Source organism: Marinomonas foliarum, from assembly GCF_016906065.1.
Taxonomy (GTDB): Bacteria; Pseudomonadota; Gammaproteobacteria; order Pseudomonadales; family Marinomonadaceae; genus Marinomonas; species Marinomonas foliarum.
In genome coordinates this window covers 1,919,308-1,937,356 of record NZ_CP070273.1, presented here as the reverse complement: position 1 = coordinate 1,937,356, position 18,049 = coordinate 1,919,308, and the positions used below count along the sequence as shown (strand labels likewise).

Below are 18,049 nucleotides of genomic sequence, written 5' to 3'. Positions count from 1 at the left end.
TATTGGATAACGTCATGCTTGGGAATATGACTGGAGTCTTGAAAGGCAAGTTAGAGGCTGTTTATAAGGAATTAGATGGTTTTCACTGGCAAACATCGATGTAATAGGATGAAACTGATGTTTGAACGAGAAAAATTGACGATCTGAAAGTTGTCGCTTTGTGAGGTCATTAAATTAATTTTGAAATATTTCATTGTTTAACATTTCTGTCACATAACTTTCCTATAGTACAAAACATCGAACGAGCTATGGGCAGTTGCTCATAAATATTTGACTACAACCACTGAGGTTTATGTGATGAAAAAACTAGTTGCAAGTTTAGCAATGACAGCAGCGGTAGGCGTTTCTGTTAACGCTTTTGCTGATGTTGATTCAAATTTGATGTCTTACAGCAAAGCAAGTGGCGTATCTGGCAATATTTCAAGTGTTGGCTCTGACACCCTAGCAAACTTGATGACATTGTGGGCGGAAGACTTTAAACGCCTGTATCCAAATGTGAACATCCAAATTCAAGCGGCTGGCTCTTCTACTGCGCCACCAGCACTAACTGAAGGTACGTCAAACTTCGGCCCTATGTCTCGTCAAATGAAAGACAAAGAGATCGCAGCGTTTGAGAAAAAATACGGCTACAAGCCAACAGCGGTTCCAGTGGCAATCGATGCTCTAGCAGTTTTCGTACACAAAGATAACCCAATCAAAGGTTTGTCTCTTCCAGAAGTAGATGCCATTTTTTCTTCTACTCGTAAGGGTGGACACAGTGAAGACATCACTAACTGGGGTAAAGCTGGTTTAACTGGCGCTTGGGCAAATCGTGATGTTCAGCTATTTGGTCGTAACTCTGTATCTGGTACTTATGGTTACTTTAAAGAGCATGCTCTTTTCAAAGGTGACTTCAAAAACTCTGTAAACGAGCAACCAGGTTCTGCGTCTGTTGTTCAGTCTGTTTCTACGTCTCTTAACGGTATTGGTTACTCTGGTATCGGTTACAAAACTTCTTCTGTACGCGCTGTTCCTTTGACGAAGAAAGAAGGTGGTAAGTTCATCGATGCAACGATTGAAAACGCAGCAACTGGCGCATACCCATTGTCTCGTTTCCTTTACGTTTATGTAAACAAAGCGCCTAATAAGCCGCTTGAACCACTACAACGTGAATTCGTTAAAATGGTACTTTCTAAAATGGGTCAAGAGGTTGTTGTAAAAGACGGTTATGTTCCTCTTCCAGCGAAAGTAGCTAGTAAGTACTTGAAAGATCTAGGTATTAACTAAGTAACGCTGTAGCGAGCTACGGATGAAATGCTTAAAGTAGGAGGGCCGAAACGCTCTCCTACTTTTCTTTCTTCGTAGGCTGTCATACTACTGTCACATAAAAACGTCACACAACAAAGATGAATGCGGATGACTAAATCAACTGACCATCAGATGCCTGAACTGGATTTCAATACGCCAGTTTTAAAGCGTCATCGTAAAATTCGCGCCCTAAAAGACCGGATGGCCGGAATGGGGATTGCCGTAGGGGGCAGCAGTGTTATTTTAGCTGTGCTGCTGATTTGCTTCTATTTACTTTATGAAGTGGCGCCTTTGTTCTCTAGCGCCAGTGTTGATCTTGAGGCGAGTTATTCTTTGCCTGCAGAAGATCAAGGTAAAAGTCTTTATTTAACCACTGAAGAGCAATCTGAAGTCGGGATGCGAGTGACGAGTAATGGTAGCATTGTCTTCTTCTCTGTTGCTGATGGCAGTGTAATCGACAACATCAAGAACATTCGTTCTGAAAAAGTCACCGCCTTTGCAGTTGAATCGGATACCAGTCGTTTAATAGCGTTTGGTTATGAAGATGGCAAAGCGTTAATCGTAAAGCATAATTACAAAATTTCTTATCCTGATGGCACACGTAAGATCACTCCTATAGTTGAATACCCTTACGGTGAAGATCCCATTGATGTTGCGGATTTTACTATCAACAAATTAACAGTGCGCGACGGCAGTGACAGCTTAACTATCGCTGCGATTGGCGACTCAAGCAGCTCGATTACTAAGGTAACGAAAGACGTTAACTTCATTACCGAAGAAGTGGAATTGAGTGAGCAAAGCGAGCCGTTACCATTTGTTCCTGATGTAGCTAGTATGCTGCTGAGTGGTGATCAACGTTATCTCTATGTTGCGACGCGATCTGGCGCGATGAGCGAGTTTGACCTGCGTGACTTTGATAATATTGAATTAAAAGACGAGATCGCTTTAATCAAAGAGGCCGATACCAAGCTGGTATCGATGACGTATCTGCTAGGCAAATCATCCATCATGGTGGCGGATTCTTCTGGCCGAGTGAGCCAGTGGTTCAATGTTCGTAATGACGAAACCAACGAAGAGAAACTCACTTTTATCCGTGATGTTAAACAGCCCATTGCCATTGTTGATTTGGCAATGGAGCAACGTCGTAAAGGCTTTGCAACGCTAGATGAGCGCGGCTTGGTTGCTATTTATAATGCCACTTCGACTCGCCAAGTACTAAACGAAAAATTGAGTAATGATAATGCTCGTCTAATCAGTTTTGCACCGCGAGCAAACGGCTTACTTCTAGAAGATGACAAGGGATTGCACTTCTTCTACGTAGATAACGAGCACCCTGAAGTGTCTTGGTCTTCTTTGTGGGGGCAGGTTTGGTACGAAGGGTATCAAGAGCCGACTTATACTTGGCAGTCTTCTGCAGCGAACAATGATTTTGAGCCTAAATACAGTTTGATGCCATTGGCGTTTGGTACTTTAAAAGCGGCTTTTTACGCTATGTTAATGGCGGTACCGTTGGCTATTTGCGGTGCAATCTATACGGCTTACTTCATGGCTCCAGCTCTGCGTCGTAAGATCAAACCTGTCATCGAATTAATGGAAGCCTTGCCGACAGTAATCTTAGGTTTCTTAGCCGGTTTGTTCTTCGCGCCTTTTTTAGAAGAAAATCTAGCGGCGACCTTCAGTATTTTCGTTGTACTTCCGGTTGGCATTCTATTGTTTGCTTATCTTTGGTCGCGTCTGCCTCAGCAAATTCGCTGGATGGTGCCTGAAGGTTGGCAACCATTGTTGTTGATTCCTGTCATCGTTTTCTTGGCTTGGTTTTGTTTGGCAATGAGTCCAATCATCGAGCTGAGCTTCTTTGACGGCAATATTCGTGGCTGGATTACCAATGATCTTGGTATCACATTTGACCAACGCAACGCGCTGGTGGTGGGGTTTGCCATGGGCTTTGCGGTTATCCCGACTATCTTCTCTATTACCGAAGACGCCATCTTTAGTGTGCCAAAAGCCTTAACTCAAGGTTCATTGGCATTGGGGGCAACGTATTGGCAGACCATGACGCGTGTCGTATTACCGACTGCAAGCCCAGGTATTTTCTCGGCTGTCATGATTGGTATGGGTCGTGCGGTTGGTGAAACCATGATCGTATTGATGGCAACAGGTAATACACCAATTATGGACTTCAACATCTTTGAAGGTATGCGAACGCTTGCTGCCAACTTGGCGGTGGAAGTGCCTGAGTCAGAAGTGGGAAGTTCTCACTATCGTATCTTGTTCTTGGCGGCATTTGTGCTCTTTATCTTCACCTTTGTGGTGAACACAATCGCTGAAACCGTGCGTCAGCACCTACGCAAAAAATACGGGTCGCTATAATGAGTACTGAAATGAAAATGAAGAAAAAGTCCGTATCCGAATGGGTGAAATCTGGTGATCCATGGGTGTGGCTGAACGCTGGTGCTGTGGCGATTTCTGTCATCATGGTGGTGGGGTTGTTACTTTTAATTGCAGTGCGTGGTCTAGGGCATTTTTGGCCAGCAGACGTGGTGGAATCTCATTACGCTTTGCCTGGTGAGCCTGAGTACAACCTGGTTGCAGAACGTGTTGAAAGCGTTGAAGTACCTGCGGCTCAGTTGCGTGAAGCAGGGATCGCTATTCCTGACAATCACCAACTAATGCAACGTACTCTGATGAAAACCGGTAACCGTGATGTGTACGGTTCGGATTTTCGTTGGGTGATCGATGAGTATTTAACTGAAACTAAGCGCCCAGAAATGATGTTTACGGCAGAACGTCGTGAATGGGGCAACTTATATGGTTACCTAAAAGCCGTTAAAGAAGATGGCACAATCGTTTCTGAAACCGCTGATCTAGAGCCTACAGATTCTGCCTTGGCGACATGGAATGCGTTCGAAAAAAGCATTGAACGTGCGGCGAGAATTTTCGATGAAATTCATGTCATTGAGAAAAAAGATATTGGCAAAATCAACTACGCACTTGAACGAATTCGCCTTGAGCAACGTCGTTTAGAGCTAGAAGGTAAGCTAACACCCGCCGCGGAAGCTGACTTGGCAGCAGAGCGTAGCCAATACGATGAAGAGTATAAAGGCTTACAGCAAAGCCTGATCGACCTTTATGCTCAGATAAATCGTGATACCTTCATTGTTCAAGTGATGGACGGCACAGAGCATGAAATGCCAGTGGCAAAAATTGTTCATGCCTTCCGCCCTAATGCGATGAGCGTCGGGCAGAAGATGGGGTTCTACTTCACAAAAGTGTGGGAATTCCTATCTGACGAACCACGTGAAGCCAATACCGAAGGCGGTGTGTTTCCAGCTATCTTCGGTACAGTCATGATGGTGTTGCTGATGACGGTTCTGGTAACGCCATTTGGTGTCGTTGCTGCTGTTTATCTGCGTGAATACGCGGCGCAAGGTTGGGTTACTCGTACTATTCGTATCGCAGTGAACAACTTAGCAGGCGTACCTTCCATCGTTTACGGTGTATTTGGTTTAGGCTTCTTTATTTACTTCCTAGGGTCTGGCATTGACCAAGCTTTCTTCCCAGAAGCCTTGCCATCTCCGACCTTTGGTACCGGTGGTTTGATGTGGGCGTCTATCACGCTAGCCTTATTGACTGTGCCTGTGGTGATCGTGGCAACCGAAGAAGGTTTGTCACGTATTCCTCGCAATGTACGTGAAGGCAGCTTGGCATTGGGTGCAACGAAATTTGAAACCTTATGGCGTGTTGTTCTGCCAATGGCCAGTCCAGCTATTATGACTGGTGTTATCTTGGCGGTAGCGCGAGCGGCGGGTGAAGTAGCACCGTTGATGTTGGTGGGCGTGGTTAAATTGGCGCCATCGTTACCATTGGATGGTAATTACCCTTATATCCATTTGGATCAGAAATTTATGCACTTAGGCTTCCATATTTACGATGTAGGCTTTCAAAGTCCAAACGTAGAAGCCGCGCGACCATTGGTGTATGCAACAGCCTTATTGCTTGTGATTGTGATTGCGCTATTAAACTTGTCTGCAGTGACGATCCGAAATCATTTACGTGAAAAATACAAATCGCTGGAAATGTAAGCGGCGGAGAAGAGATTATTATGAGCGACGTTAAAACACACTCAATTGATATTTCAGCAATGCAGCGTAGCCAACAGGCTTTGCGTATTGAAGATGAAACCGTTTGCCTATCTGTAAACGATTTGCACCTGTATTACGGTGAAAAAGAAGCGCTGAAAGGCGTGAACATGATCATTCCAGAGAAAAAGGTGACTGCGTTTATCGGGCCTTCTGGTTGTGGTAAATCGACGCTATTGCGTTGTTTTAACCGCATGAATGATTTAGTTGATGGGTGCCGTATTACGGGTGAGATCAACTTGCGTGATCAGAATATCTACGCGAAAGGCACTGACGTGGCAGAGCTACGTCGTCGCGTTGGTATGGTGTTCCAGAAGCCGAACCCGTTCCCGAAAAGTATTTATGAAAACGTGGCTTACGGCCTTCGTATTCAAGGGATTAATAAAAAGCGTTTGCTTGATGAAACCGTTGAGTGGGCATTGCGTTCAGCGGCTTTATGGGACGAAGTAAAAGACCGTCTTCACGAAAGTGCCTTGGGCATGTCAGGTGGTCAGCAACAGCGTTTGGTTATCGCTCGTACGGTGGCGGTAAAACCTGAAGTGCTGCTGTTGGATGAGCCTGCTTCTGCATTGGATCCTATTTCAACGTTGAAAATTGAAGAACTGATCCATGAGTTGAAAAACGAGTTCACTATCGCGATTGTGACACACAACATGCAGCAAGCTGCGCGTGTTTCTGACTATACTGCGTTTATGTATATGGGCGATTTGGTTGAGTTTGGCGATACGAACACCTTGTTCACGAACCCAAGTAAACAACAAACAGAAGACTACATCACGGGCCGCTACGGCTAGGCGGAGGACGCATTATGAAAGAATTAACAACGGATCATATTTCTCAGCAGTTTAACAACGAGCTGGAACTGCTTCGCCAACACTTTTTGACCATGGGTGGTGTCGTAGAGAACCAAGTTCAAGACGCGGTACAAGCGTTATTAGACGCGAATGGCTCTTTGGCAGAAGACGTCAAAAATCAAGACGCGACGGTGAATCAGCTAGATGGATTGATCGACGAAGAATGTCGTCGTATTTTGGCGAAACGCCAACCTGCGGCGTCTGACTTACGCATGATTTTGTCGATCAGTAAAGCGGTCAGTGAGCTTGAGCGTATCGGTGACGAAGCAAAGAAAATTGCCAACCTGACCTTGAATCTGATCAATGAAGGTGAGTCTCCGCGTGGTTATGTGGAGATTAACCGTATTGGCCAAATGGTTGCACGCATGATTCACGATTCACTAGACGCGTACGCGCGTTTAGACATTGAGGCCGCGATTAAAGTGGCTAAACAAGACCGTGCCGTTGACCAAGAGTACAATACAGCGATGCGCTCTTTGGTGACTTATATGATGGAAGATCCGCGTAGCATTTCGCGCGTTATTAATGTTATTTGGGTTTTACGTTCTCTAGAACGTATTGGTGATCATGCTCGTCATACTTGTCAGCATTTGATCTTCATGGTGAAAGGCGTGGACGTTCGTCACGTGAATGTGAATGATCTTGCTGCCCAAGTAACTGATAAATAAACAGTACTATTGATCTCTTGGTTAATTTGATTGGCTAGCCAAGAGATCAATTGTTTTCTTTTCCTCCTTCTATATTTTCCTGCTGTTGTCATCGTCTTTTCTTTGTTTATTAGTGGGCTATTGAGCCGATTTTGCTATCATCAGCTTTTCGTTTTAATTGGTGTTAAATACAATGTTTACCATAGAAACCCATCCGACGGCTTCTGTTGAAGAATCTTATCGTGAGTTAAATACTCAATTAGCGGCTTTGTTAAGCGGTGAGCGCGACTTAATTTGTAATGCGGCTCAGTTTTCGGCATTCGTGATGCAAACTGTGGCGGATTTGAATTGGTCTGGTTTTTATTTTGCCCGTGGTGAAGAGTTGGTGCTTGGGCCTTATGTTGGCAAGGTTGCGTGTACGCGTATTCCGTTTGGCCGAGGCGTCTGCGGCAAAGCCGCCACAGCCTTACAAACACAGCGTATCGAAGACGTACATGCATTTGAAGGTCATATTGCCTGTGATGCAGCGTCTGCTAGTGAAGTGGTTATCCCGGTTGTTGTTGATGGCAAGTTAATCGGCGTGTTTGATATGGACAGTCCCAAAGTAGGCCGCTTTTCTGAAGCTGATCAAGTAGGGCTAGAGTCGTTTGTGTCGACCTTTATTGCTGCAACGGATATGAACTGGTCAATCTAAGCCGTTTATAAAGAGGTTATCCAGCTCTTTCAAAGACGCTTCATGAAGGGCTGGCAACTGATCTATAATTGCTTGCATGTCATGATTATTATGTTGCGCCGCTAGCCTTTCTATTTGCTGGTATTGCTCGGCAAGCATCCGTAAGGCCATATTCAAACTGGCGGACTTGAGCGAATGACCAATATTTTTTAGAGTGTCATAATCTTTGTCGTGCCATGCTTGAAACAACAGGGCCATTTTTTCTTGGCTGTCGGCTATAAACTCCAAACGTATGTCGTTCATAGTGTCTTTTCCAATGAGTTGGATAAGTGAATTCAGATGTGCGTGATCAATCATTTTTTGTCGACCCTTGGAGAGGCTTTTTGTTGGCGAATAGTGTGATTATGTGTGCTTCAAGTTGGCTTTGCGTGATCGGAAAATGTAAGGGTTTGACCTGAAAGTCTGAGTAGTTAATTGCAAGAGGGTGGTAACTCATCACAGGACAAGATCGATTTTTCCACTGCTGAAGGGCATCGTGACCATCTCGTTCAAAGCTTGCTGTATTGCCTAAAATGACTAGGTTACAGTGTCTATTGTCTTGCATACTGCCTTCTTTGGAGACAGTTACACTGATGTTCATGGTTGCGAGCTGTAAGCTGATGACTTTGGCTAGTTGAGCGTCCGTCTCGATTAATAGTGCCTGCGTATTGTCTGGGCACTGTGGCGGTTTGTGTTGTTCTATTATCGGGCCTGTATCTGAAACGTAAAACGGGATATCGACCCAAAACTCACAGCCTTTTTGTGGAGCACATGAGAAATGCATTTCCCCTTTCATTAAATACACCAGCTTATGACACAGCGCCAAACTCAAGCCGACTTTGCTTGGCAGAGGTCCTTCTTGTTGCATCGGCAAAGACGGGTTAATTCTAAGGTTTTGCTGTAACTCATCCGTCATGCCTTGTCCTGTATCTCTTAGGGCGATTTGCATGACGCTTACTTCTTTGGTGCCCGCTGGTAAAGGTATTACCGGAGCACCAGACGCCGAAGGGCGAACTTGCAAACTGATACTGCCTGTCGGGGTATGGTTAATGGCGTTTTGCAAAAGCGCGACTATAATCTCTTTGGTTCGGATTAGGTCTAAGCAAACAAAGGCCGGTAAGTTTGGATCGATATAGACAATGCTTTGTAGGTTTTTACGCGCCATTTGAGATTCAAATAGAATGAGACAGTCTTCGATACTGCTTTTCAGTGGCTCGATCGTTGGGGTCAGCGCCAGCTTTTTAGCGTCAATTAACGCTAAGTCTGAGAGCATTTCGATAATCTGCAGTAGTTGGTTACCAGACTCTTCAATATGTTTAGCAAGAGCTTTGGTGTTCTTAGGCGTCTCGGGACTGTTAAGAGTGCTGGCTATACCCAAAATCGCGTTAATAGGAGGTCGTGTTTCTTGATTGATAAAGGTCAACATCTGCGCTTTATCTTCGTGAACAGCTTGAATATTGTCGTTGAGGTTGCTGTTTAGTTTAAAAACACGCTTAAGCTGAACTAATCCCTTAATAGTAAAAAAGCCCAGACCCAGTAAACACGCGAGAAGTATTATCGACAGTAACTGAATAGTATCTAGGTTTTTTTGTAACGTTTTATGTTGATCGGATATGTAGTCGTTGCTGCCTTTGTTGACCAGTGTGACGAACTCGTTGATCTGTGTGTCGACACTTTTTACCCGCTCAACTAATGCAGGCAGATAGCTGTAGTCGCCAGCCTCTATTTTCGATAACTGAAAACTCAGTAACTCCATTTCGCCATTAATAATGTTTAGCAATCTTGTCGTACGACCACCTTCAAAATTACGAATTAATTCACCGATTTCACCTTTTCTGAGCAGATCTACTCGGCTCATTAATACGTCGTACCTGAAAAAAGCCTCACCATTTAATGAAGGGGCTTGTTGGTCTAATTCAATAAGATAGTTCAGAAAACGATATGATTGCAGTTGCAATTGCAGGGCGTTCCACAAGGAGCTTTCAAAAACACGTCGGCTGTTGTTTTTGGAGCCATCACTGGTGTAAGTGATGATGCTAAAAATAGCTAAAGCCACCGTGATGATGAAAAGTATAAAGCCATACATAACCCATTGTTTGAAAATGGATAGCCACATTTTTCTCTGAAACAGGCGCATTATTTAGTCTACCAACAAGATGGATTTGATATGGGTAACTTGCCAAATAGAGCGGCCATAAATTTTTTCCGACTTGAGTTCTTCTTGCTGGTCAAATGGGTAGATCACCATAATTGGTCCTAGACTGCGCACGTTAATCAATCTTTCATCTTGGCGCGTAGCAAAAATCGCACCTTTTTCGATAAAATCGCTGATTGGGATTTCGGTCATATATTGGTTAAGTGCAGTGACCTGCAGTAGGTTTCCATCACTGCCTAGGTAGCTTAATAAATCCACAGCGGAAAAGCCTCGATAAGTATGTGGCCCTTGCGTCCAAGGCGTGTGTGTTGTGATCTTGTGTTGAGGTAAGGCGTCTAACATAGCCATATCAAAGCCTACTTGGCCTGCATCAATGGCTGTTCCTGATACAGTCAAAACGATTCTGCCTGTTGGGGAATTAGGGACATTGTCAGCAAGGGCGTAGCTGGTAAGGCAAAAACCACTAACAAGGAATATAAAAGACAATAAACGCATACTGGAACTCTAAGTCATTCTGTAAAAGAATCCATGATAGACAAAAACCGTCGGTCTGTGGGCAAAAATCAGTCCGTGATAACAGAATATTACAGTTCAGGACCCTCTAACCCTTTTTGATTAAAGTCAAAAGGGGTTAGAGGGTGAACTTAAACGACTGTGATTTGGTTTAAGGCAGTTCAGCTAAACGTGAACAGCCAACCTGATGTTCTGAAGAGATGGCTTTCAGAATGGGTTTTTGCTGAGCACAGCCTTCGTTAGCATGAGGGCAACGGGTACGAAAAACACAGCCAGAAGGCGGGCTGATAGGAGAGGGTAAGTCACCTGTTAATAACTGGATCTTCTTACCCCGTTCTGCTTTTGGATCTGGCACAGGCACAGCAGACAGCAAGGCTTTGGTGTATGGGTGCTGAGGGTTTTCGTATAGCGCGCGTTTGCTAGCGAGTTCAACCGCGTTACCCAAGTACATCACCAAAACTCGGTCTGAAATGTGTTTTACCACGCTTAAATCGTGTGCGATAAACACTAAAGACAAGCCCATTTCCGCTTGTAGTTCTTTCAACAAATTCACTACTTGTGCTTGAATCGAAACATCCAATGCCGATACGGGTTCATCACAGACAACTAACTTAGGTTTTAGAATCAAGGCGCGCGCAATGCCAATACGCTGACACTGACCACCAGAGAATTCATGTGGGTAGCGGTTAATCACGTTTGGTAATAACCCCACGCGATCCATCATAGCGCGCACTTCGGCCTTCACTTCGGCTTTTGATAGCTCTGGGCGAAAGGTTTTTAGTGGCTCAGCGATGATATCACCCACTGTCATGCGTGGATCAAGGGACGCCAAAGGATCTTGAAAGATCATCTGTAGCTCTTGGCGTTTACTGCGCATTTGCTTCTTGTCCAAGTCTGTTAGATCTTGTCCAAGCCACACCACATTGCCTTCGGTTATGGGCACAAGGCGCAGTAAAGCACGGGCTAGGGTGGATTTTCCACAGCCAGATTCACCCACCACACCGAGGGTTTCACCTGCATAAATGGTTAAATCAACGCCATCCACGGCTTTTAGTGCTTGGCCTTTTTCCCATGGCCAGGCATTGTCTGATTTGATGTTGAAGTGGACTTTTAAGTTGTTCACTTCCATTAATACATTATTTGACATGTTCATTAGGCGACCCATCCGTCAACGGATTTATGACAAGCTCGTAACTGACCCGGTGCATATTCTTCTAGCGGTGGCATGCTTTCCCCGCAGCGTTCTCTGGCAAACTCACAACGGGCTTGGAATGGGCAGCCTGATGGCATATGCAGCAAGTTTGGTGGGTTGCCTGGAATCGTTGATAGCTTTTCGTCATCACCATCTAGGCGCGGAATCGCTTTTAACAAACCTTGTGTATATGGATGCGTTGGACGATAAAATACGTCTTCGGCGGTACCGTATTCCATGGTTTGTCCTGCGTACATCACCAGTACCTTGTCACATAAACCAGCGACCACGCCCAAATCATGAGTAATCATAATGATGGAAGTGTTGAAGTCATCTTTTAACTCGTTCAGTAAGGTCAGAATCTGAGCCTGTACAGTTACGTCTAGAGCCGTGGTTGGCTCATCGGCGATCAACAACTTGGGTTGGCACAATAGTGCCATAGCGATCATCACACGCTGTCTCATGCCGCCAGAAAACTCATGCGGATACATATTCATGCGCTTGCGCGCTTCTGGCATTTTCACGGCATCAAGCATTTTGACGGAGGCTTCAAAGGCTTCGGCTTTACTCATGCCTTTGTGCAGCATCAAGACTTCCATCAGCTGCTTGCCGACTTTCATATATGGATTCAATGATGTCATTGGATCTTGGAAAATCATCGCAATTTCTTTGGAACGGATGCGGTTCATGGCTTTTTCATTCAGGGTCAGAATGTTTTGCTCGTTAAAGCGTGCCTCTCCCTTAATGACACCATTGCCGGCCAACAAGCCCATGAGAGCAAATGCGGTTTGGCTTTTACCTGAGCCAGACTCGCCAACGATGCCAAGTGTCTCGCCTTGAGCCAAAGTGAAGTTCAGGTTATTCACGGCCGTGACAAAACCATCTGGCGTTCTGAAATTCACTTGTAGGTTATTAACTTCTAGTAAATTCTGTGTTTTGGATACGTTCATCATGTCTTCTCCTTAGCGGTCTTTTGGATCAAGCGCATCGCGTAAGCCATCGCCGAGGAAGTTAAAACAAAATAGCGTTACTACTAAGAAGCTCAGTGGCCAAGCCAATTGCCAGATGGCAATTTCCATGTTCTGCGCGCCTTCAGAAATCAATGCGCCCCAGCTGGTCATTGGCTCTTGAACACCCAGTCCCAAGAAGCTGATGAAAGACTCTAACAAGATCATATTTGGTACCAACAAGGTCGCATAAACGACCACAATACCCAGCACGTTTGGCACTATGTGGCGCAAGATGATTTTCGGAGTCGACACACCGCAAGCGTAAGCCGCTTCGATGTACTCTTTGTTTTTTAGGCTCAAGGTTTGGCCGCGAACTATCCGCGCCATGTCGAGCCACGAAATCGCGCCAATGGCAACAAATATCAAGAAGATATGACGACCAAATAAAGTCATCAAAATAATCACAAAAAACATGAAAGGAAAGGAGTTAAGAATTTCCAAGAAACGCATCATCACACTGTCAACGCGTCCACCGATGTAACCAGATGTCGCACCGTAAAGCGTACCAATGATAATGGCAACCGCGCTTCCCATGATGCCAACTAATAACGAGATTTGACCACCTTGCATGGTGCGAACAAAAATATCGCGGCCAAGGGTATCTGTGCCAAAATAATGACCGTTTTCAATATTAGGGCGGCCCAATACGGAAATATCAGATAACGCTTCCCAGTCGATATCATCGTAATTCCATTGACTTAGAAAGGGGCCAAGTAAGGCGATGGCGGTAATCAGTGCCAGAATAACCAAGCTAGTTACGGCGGCATGGTTCGAAAAAAAGCGACGACGTGCGTCTTGCCATAAACTGCGACCTTCGACTTCCACCACTTTTTCGGCGAACTGTTCGACGGCCTGAATTTTGTCTTTTGTAGTAATCATAGTACGAGGCCTTAGTAGCGAATTTTCGGGTCAATAACAGCGTACAAAATATCGACGATGGCATTGAATAGAATCGTTAATGTGCCGACCAAAATAGTCACACCCATGACCATGGAATAGTCACGATTTAATGCGCCATTGATAAAGTGCTGACCAATACCGCCGGTACCAAAGTACACATCGACAATTACAGAGCCTGTCACAATGCCGACGAATGCAGGCCCAAGGTAAGAAATTACGGGCAACATAGCAGGACGTAAGGCATGTTGAAAAATGATGCGATATTTCGGTAAACCCTTTGCTCGCGCGGTGCGGATAAAGTTGGAGTGCATGGTTTCTATCATGCTGCCGCGGGTAATACGGGCGATTTGTGCAATGTAGCTGGTGGACATAGCAATCACTGGCATAACCAAGTAAGGCCAAGCACCACCATTCCAGCCGCCGGGTGGTAGCCAATGGTTATAAATAGAAAAAAACAGGATACACAAAGGTGCTAGAACGAAATTGGGTAACACAATGCCTAGGTTAGCAAAGCCCATGACGCTGTAATCTAGCCATGAATTTTGTCTTAAGGCCGCGACAATGCCGCAACCCACGCCAATCAATAAGGCAACCAGAAATGACCAAATACCAATTTCAGCCGAGACAGGAAAACTCTGCGCTATCAGCTCGTTTATAGTGAAATCTTTATAGCGAAAAGAAGGCCCTAAATCGCCTTGAAGTAGGCCGCCAAGATAATAAAAATATTGATTAATTACCGGCTCATCTAGATGGTATTTTGCGTTAATGTTTGCCAACACTTCAGGTGGTAACGTACGTTCGCTTGAAAATGGACTGCCAGGAGCAGAGTGCATTAGAAAAAACGAGACTGTAATTAAGATTAACAATGTCGGAATGGCTTCTAAAATGCGTTTTGAAATAAATGTCAGCATAAAAATTACCGGACTAGGCGCTATAAACAACGGCTAATGCTAGGAACCTATAGGAAATTCAAGAAATGCCCAGCGCTTTTACGCTGGGCATGGTGTTTACATCGGTTTTACATGTTGGAAAAACTCAATGTGATAAAACAACGTCTTAGTGTTTGATAATGTACATATCGCGCGCATAAACGTTGTCTTCTGGGTTAGGCATGTAGCCGCCTAGGTAGCTTTTTACTAAACGCTTTTCGGTATATTGGTAGATAGGAGCAACGGCCATATCTTGTTCAATGGCGATTTCTTCTGCTTTGTTATAGTTCGCGGCTGGATGCTGCATGGTTCGAGCATCGTGCAACAGCTTGTCGTATTCTGTGTTGCTGTATTTACCGTCGTTATTACCGTGAGTAGTGGTTAGTAGGTCTAACATGGTAGAGGCTTCGTTGTAGTCGCCAATCCAACCTGCACGCGCCACATCAAATTGCTGATGTTTCTTCGTTTCTAGGTAAGTTTTCCACTCTTGGTTTTCCAATGTGACGTTCACCCCCAAGGTTTTTTTCCACATTGACGCAATCGCAATGGCGATTTTTTTGTGGTTTTCATTGGTGTTGTAAAGCAAGCTGAAAGACAAAGGGTTACTTTTGCTGTAGCCCGCTTTTTCTAATAATTCTACGGCTTTCTCGTTACGCTCTTTTTGTGTCCATGTCGCATATTCAGGCGTGGCTGGTGAGAAATCATTCACAACTTCTGGTGTGAAAGAGTAGGCAGGTAGCTCACCTGTGCCTGTTACATATTTTGCAATCACGTTACGGTCGATGGCATAAGACAAGGCTTTACGAACGCGTACGTCGTTGTATGGTGCTTTAGTGGTATTGAACTGGTAGTAATAAGTTCCCAGCTTTGGTGTGACCACAACTTGGTCTGGAATATCGCGGATTAGCTGTTTGTAGTGGTCGTTTGGTATCTCATAGCTAAGATCCATTTGGCCTGCTTGGAAACGTTTTAGCTCGGCGTTGGGCGATTCTATTGGCAAGTAAGTCACCTTGTTGATGATGGTTTTGGCATCGTTCCAATAGTTTGTGTTACGAGTGAAGACCATTTTTTCGTTGACGATCCACTCGTCCATTTTGTACGCGCCGTTGGATACCATGTGTTCTGGTTTTGTCCAGTCATCGCCCCATTTTTCGACGACTTTTTTCGGCACAGGAAACATGTTTTGGTGAGACGTCATTTTTACGAAGTAAGGCACTGGACGCTCAAGTGTCACTTGGAATGTATGGGCATCTAGTGCTTTTACGCCAAGAGTTGAAGGGTCTGCTTCACCAGCAATGATTTTACTCGCATTCACAATGGATGGGATTTCCATGAACCATGCGTACGGAGATGCCAGTGCCGGATCAACTGAGCGAGTAAACGCGTAAACAAAGTCTTCGGCTGTCACAGGATCGCCGTTAGACCATTTTGCGTCTTTACGAAGGTGGAAAGTGTATTGCGTATTGTCATCGCTTACATCATAGCTGGTGGCAACACCAGGAACTTGGTTGCCATCACCATCTTGGTTATATAGACCTTCAAACAAGTCTTTTGAACGAATCGAGCCAGGTGTGCCTTCCATTTTTTGTGGATCAAGCGTCGCAGGTTCTGCACCGCCACCACGAACAAGTTCTTGTTTATCGGCTAATTCAACGCCTGCAGGTACGTCTGCAGCTTGAGCTTGCAGAGCGAAAAAAGAAGTAGCCATGATGGCACTGGCGAGTAAGGTTCTTTTCATTTTGATTGTGTCCCTTGTGAGTTAACTTTTGTGTGTGCCGTTTTTTATATTCAGACGTTTACCAGCACTGGTTCGTATTCGTCTTACGGTTTCATAGTTCACCAATTCACAAAAGGTCACAATCGAAATTGCGTATCAGCCCATGCGTCTAATAAATGTCAGTTTTGAATAGTAGTTGTGGAAACGAGGTACAAAACGCGAAAGGTGCTTGAATGACATAAGGGTTGAGCTTATTGCTAATAGCGTTGTGGAGCCGTGAAAGCCCTCGTGGTACTCTGTGGTTCTTGAAATAAACTAGATGAAAAGGTTAATTCGCCATCGTGATTACTCACCCATTTAAAGCCGCAGGGGCATTTTTCAAAGCATTCCCTTTGGTTCTGTCGAAAGAGTTAAGAGTGTTTATATTGGTTCCACTACTGGCAAACTTTGTGCTAATGGGACTACTTTATATGGTGGCGTTTAGTTATTTTCAGTCCTTAATGGACTCCGCTATGGGGTATTTACCAGAGTGGGTTTCGTTTCTGAATTGGCTGTTTTATCTTATTTTCGGTGCCATTATTAGTGTGCTGCTGTTTTACAGCTTTTCGGTTGGGGTTAATATTTTAGCGGCGCCATTTATGGCGTTTCTAGCAGAAAAAGTGGAAGAAAAAGAAACGGGTAAAGTCTTTGATGAGGTGCTAACCACGAGTGTCATTATGGCCATTGTTGGTCGTAGTTTGCAGCGTGAGTGTCAGAAAATCCTGTACTTTTTACCACGCTTTATTCTGTTGCTTTTATTGTCTTTTATTCCTCTTGTTAATGTTATAGCGCCTGTATTACTGTTGTTATTTTCTGCTTGGATGCTGTCTTTGCAATATATGGATTATGCGTTTGATAATAATAAGGTCAAATTCCATGATATGAGAATGGCATTGCGCGCTAAGCCTTTATTATGTTGGACGTTTGGCGGGATTGTTATGGTGTCTTTGACCATTCCGTTTTTAAATTTATTTATGATGCCGATTGCTGTTGTAGCGGCCACGCTGTTGTGGATTTCGGTTTTCAGATCACAGCATGGTGATTATTCTGCCTTGTTAGATCGCACTAATGGAACCTTGTGATGTCTTTAAAAATATTGGTTGTTGATGATGCCTCTTTTACTCGTGATTTGATTCGGCGGACATTGCGTAAGCAGTTTCCTGCAGTCGAGATTGAAGAAGCGGTAAATGGCCGTAAAGCCCAGCAAATGCTGACCAAAACGCAGTTCGATATTGTTTTGTGTGATTGGGAAATGCCTGAAATGACAGGGGTTGAACTGCTTAAATGGTGTCGAGAGCAGCCTAAATACAAAAAAGAAGATGTGCCCTTTGTGATGATTACGAGTCGTGGTGATAAAAGCCATGTGGTGGAAGCTGTTCAGTCTGGCGTAACGGATTATCTTGGAAAGCCGTTTTCTAGTGAGCAATTAGCAAACAAAGTCATATCCGCAGCTAAGAAGCATGGGCTTGATAAGAAACTGACGTCACAGAAATCTCGTGAATCTGCCTCTCCTGGTGGTGTAAGCACGGCATCACTCGATGTACTCATGGGAGCGGGTAAATCTGCTCCTGTAAAAGCCACCAAGTTTACCAACCCCGATGCGCCCGTTGTGTCAGTAAAGGATGTCAAAATCCCGACCATAGTGCGCTTCGAAGGCAAACAGTTTCGTTGTATGGTTATCCAGTTTAGTAAGACCGAAGCGACCATGTTCATTAAGAGTGACGATGTCGTGCCGCAAGTATTGGGGCAGGCTGTATTGGATTTGGAGCATAAAGGCGTAACGAATCGCTTAAATTATTATGTACAATCCGTAGCAACGACTGAGAAGAAACATGACTCGACTTTTTTGACGGTAATTTTAAGTTTGATCGACCAAGACAGCGAAAAAGAGGCCTTTATTAGTCAGTTGTTTGAAAGCTTATAAACTTTCATTATCAAAACCCTCCTCACAGCCT

At 44.5% G+C, this 18,049-nt stretch carries 16 protein-coding genes; 8 read left to right on the top strand and 8 right to left on the bottom strand.

Features of this window, described 5'->3' with window-relative positions:
* Positions 1-297: 297 nt before the first annotated feature.
* The 6 genes from JSY38_RS08970 to JSY38_RS08945 all read left to right on the top strand — a co-directional run bounded on the left by JSY38_RS08970 (position 298) and on the right by JSY38_RS08945 (position 7,621).
* Positions 298-1,266: a PstS family phosphate ABC transporter substrate-binding protein gene (locus JSY38_RS08970; protein WP_114411371.1), complete on the top strand. Its 969-nt coding sequence runs from the start codon at positions 298-300 to the stop codon at positions 1,264-1,266.
* Positions 1,267-1,395: 129 nt separating this feature from the next.
* The gene (locus tag JSY38_RS08965; protein WP_205116535.1) at positions 1,396-3,657 is read left to right on the top strand and encodes an ABC transporter permease subunit; all 2,262 of its coding nucleotides are present in this window, start codon (positions 1,396-1,398) and stop codon (positions 3,655-3,657) included.
* An 11-nt stretch (positions 3,658-3,668) separates the two neighbouring features.
* The gene (gene pstA / locus JSY38_RS08960; protein WP_114411373.1) at positions 3,669-5,369 is read left to right on the top strand and encodes a phosphate ABC transporter permease PstA; all 1,701 of its coding nucleotides are present in this window, start codon (positions 3,669-3,671) and stop codon (positions 5,367-5,369) included.
* 20 nt (positions 5,370-5,389) lie between these two features.
* Complete coding sequence (gene pstB, locus JSY38_RS08955) at positions 5,390-6,220, top strand: phosphate ABC transporter ATP-binding protein PstB (protein WP_114411374.1); 831 nt, start codon at positions 5,390-5,392, stop codon at positions 6,218-6,220.
* Between the two features lie 14 nt (positions 6,221-6,234).
* Positions 6,235-6,948, top strand: a complete 714-nt coding sequence (gene phoU, locus JSY38_RS08950) for a phosphate signaling complex protein PhoU (protein ID WP_205116533.1) — start codon at positions 6,235-6,237, stop codon at positions 6,946-6,948.
* A gap of 172 nt (positions 6,949-7,120) precedes the next feature.
* Positions 7,121-7,621, top strand: coding sequence for a GAF domain-containing protein (locus tag JSY38_RS08945; protein ID WP_205116531.1), 501 nt, complete (start codon positions 7,121-7,123; stop codon positions 7,619-7,621).
* On the opposite strand, the gene JSY38_RS08940 is transcribed toward JSY38_RS08945, so the two are convergent.
* The 8 genes from JSY38_RS08940 to JSY38_RS08905 form a co-directional block, all read right to left on the bottom strand.
* A complete protein-coding gene (locus JSY38_RS08940; protein ID WP_239544478.1) occupies positions 7,613-7,903 on the bottom strand; it encodes an Hpt domain-containing protein in 291 nt (96 codons plus the stop codon). The two genes, JSY38_RS08945 and JSY38_RS08940, sit on opposite strands and share 9 nt — an antisense overlap.
* 46 nt (positions 7,904-7,949) lie before the next feature.
* On the bottom strand, positions 7,950-9,755 hold the full coding sequence (locus tag JSY38_RS08935; RefSeq protein ID WP_239544476.1) for a sensor histidine kinase: 1,806 nt from the start codon (positions 9,753-9,755) through the stop codon (positions 7,950-7,952).
* A gap of 24 nt (positions 9,756-9,779) precedes the next feature.
* A complete protein-coding gene (locus JSY38_RS08930) occupies positions 9,780-10,289 on the bottom strand; it encodes a putative pterin-binding protein (RefSeq protein ID WP_114411379.1) in 510 nt (169 codons plus the stop codon).
* 169 nt (positions 10,290-10,458) lie between these two features.
* On the bottom strand, positions 10,459-11,460 hold the full coding sequence (oppF, locus tag JSY38_RS08925; protein ID WP_114411380.1) for a murein tripeptide/oligopeptide ABC transporter ATP binding protein OppF: 1,002 nt from the start codon (positions 11,458-11,460) through the stop codon (positions 10,459-10,461).
* Positions 11,460-12,452, bottom strand: coding sequence for an ABC transporter ATP-binding protein (oppD, locus tag JSY38_RS08920; RefSeq protein ID WP_420844529.1), 993 nt, complete (start codon positions 12,450-12,452; stop codon positions 11,460-11,462). The genes oppF and oppD overlap by 1 nt, the downstream gene beginning before the upstream one ends.
* 9 nt (positions 12,453-12,461) lie before the next feature.
* Positions 12,462-13,388, bottom strand: coding sequence for an oligopeptide ABC transporter permease OppC (gene oppC / locus JSY38_RS08915; protein ID WP_114411381.1), 927 nt, complete (start codon positions 13,386-13,388; stop codon positions 12,462-12,464).
* An 11-nt stretch (positions 13,389-13,399) separates the two neighbouring features.
* Positions 13,400-14,320 carry an oligopeptide ABC transporter permease OppB gene (gene oppB, locus JSY38_RS08910; RefSeq protein ID WP_114411382.1) on the bottom strand — a complete coding sequence of 307 codons (921 nt, stop codon included), beginning with the start codon at positions 14,318-14,320 and terminating at the stop codon, positions 13,400-13,402.
* Between the two features lie 145 nt (positions 14,321-14,465).
* Positions 14,466-16,076 carry a peptide ABC transporter substrate-binding protein gene (locus tag JSY38_RS08905; protein ID WP_114411383.1) on the bottom strand — a complete coding sequence of 537 codons (1,611 nt, stop codon included), beginning with the start codon at positions 16,074-16,076 and terminating at the stop codon, positions 14,466-14,468.
* A gap of 320 nt (positions 16,077-16,396) precedes the next feature.
* Between JSY38_RS08905 and cysZ the strand changes: the two genes are divergently transcribed.
* Both cysZ and JSY38_RS08895 read left to right on the top strand, forming a co-directional pair.
* The gene (gene cysZ, locus JSY38_RS08900; protein WP_114411384.1) at positions 16,397-17,176 is read left to right on the top strand and encodes a sulfate transporter CysZ; all 780 of its coding nucleotides are present in this window, start codon (positions 16,397-16,399) and stop codon (positions 17,174-17,176) included.
* On the top strand, positions 17,176-18,018 hold the full coding sequence (locus tag JSY38_RS08895) for a response regulator (RefSeq protein ID WP_114411385.1): 843 nt from the start codon (positions 17,176-17,178) through the stop codon (positions 18,016-18,018). The genes cysZ and JSY38_RS08895 overlap by 1 nt, the downstream gene beginning before the upstream one ends.
* The last annotated feature ends 31 nt before the right edge of the window (positions 18,019-18,049 follow it).

Bases quoted from the DNA above. Each gene is read 5' to 3' on its own strand.
- oppF (WP_114411380.1), bottom strand. From the start codon at position 11,460: ATGAACATGTCAAATAATGTATTAATGGAAGTGAACAACTTAAAAGTC.
- pstA (WP_114411373.1), top strand. From the start codon at position 3,669: ATGAAAATGAAGAAAAAGTCCGTATCCGAATGGGTGAAATCTGGTGAT.
- phoU (WP_205116533.1), top strand. From the start codon at position 6,235: ATGAAAGAATTAACAACGGATCATATTTCTCAGCAGTTTAACAACGAG.
- JSY38_RS08930 (WP_114411379.1), bottom strand. From the start codon at position 10,289: ATGCGTTTATTGTCTTTTATATTCCTTGTTAGTGGTTTTTGCCTTACC.
- pstB (WP_114411374.1), top strand. From the start codon at position 5,390: ATGAGCGACGTTAAAACACACTCAATTGATATTTCAGCAATGCAGCGT.
- oppD (WP_420844529.1), bottom strand. From the start codon at position 12,452: ATGATGAACGTATCCAAAACACAGAATTTACTAGAAGTTAATAACCTA.
- oppB (WP_114411382.1), bottom strand. From the start codon at position 14,320: ATGCTGACATTTATTTCAAAACGCATTTTAGAAGCCATTCCGACATTG.
- JSY38_RS08895 (WP_114411385.1), top strand. From the start codon at position 17,176: ATGTCTTTAAAAATATTGGTTGTTGATGATGCCTCTTTTACTCGTGAT.
- JSY38_RS08970 (WP_114411371.1), top strand. From the start codon at position 298: ATGAAAAAACTAGTTGCAAGTTTAGCAATGACAGCAGCGGTAGGCGTT.
- JSY38_RS08965 (WP_205116535.1), top strand. From the start codon at position 1,396: ATGACTAAATCAACTGACCATCAGATGCCTGAACTGGATTTCAATACG.
- JSY38_RS08935 (WP_239544476.1), bottom strand. From the start codon at position 9,755: ATGTGGCTATCCATTTTCAAACAATGGGTTATGTATGGCTTTATACTT.
- JSY38_RS08940 (WP_239544478.1), bottom strand. From the start codon at position 7,903: ATGAACGACATACGTTTGGAGTTTATAGCCGACAGCCAAGAAAAAATG.
- oppC (WP_114411381.1), bottom strand. From the start codon at position 13,388: ATGATTACTACAAAAGACAAAATTCAGGCCGTCGAACAGTTCGCCGAA.
- JSY38_RS08905 (WP_114411383.1), bottom strand. From the start codon at position 16,076: ATGAAAAGAACCTTACTCGCCAGTGCCATCATGGCTACTTCTTTTTTC.
- JSY38_RS08945 (WP_205116531.1), top strand. From the start codon at position 7,121: ATGTTTACCATAGAAACCCATCCGACGGCTTCTGTTGAAGAATCTTAT.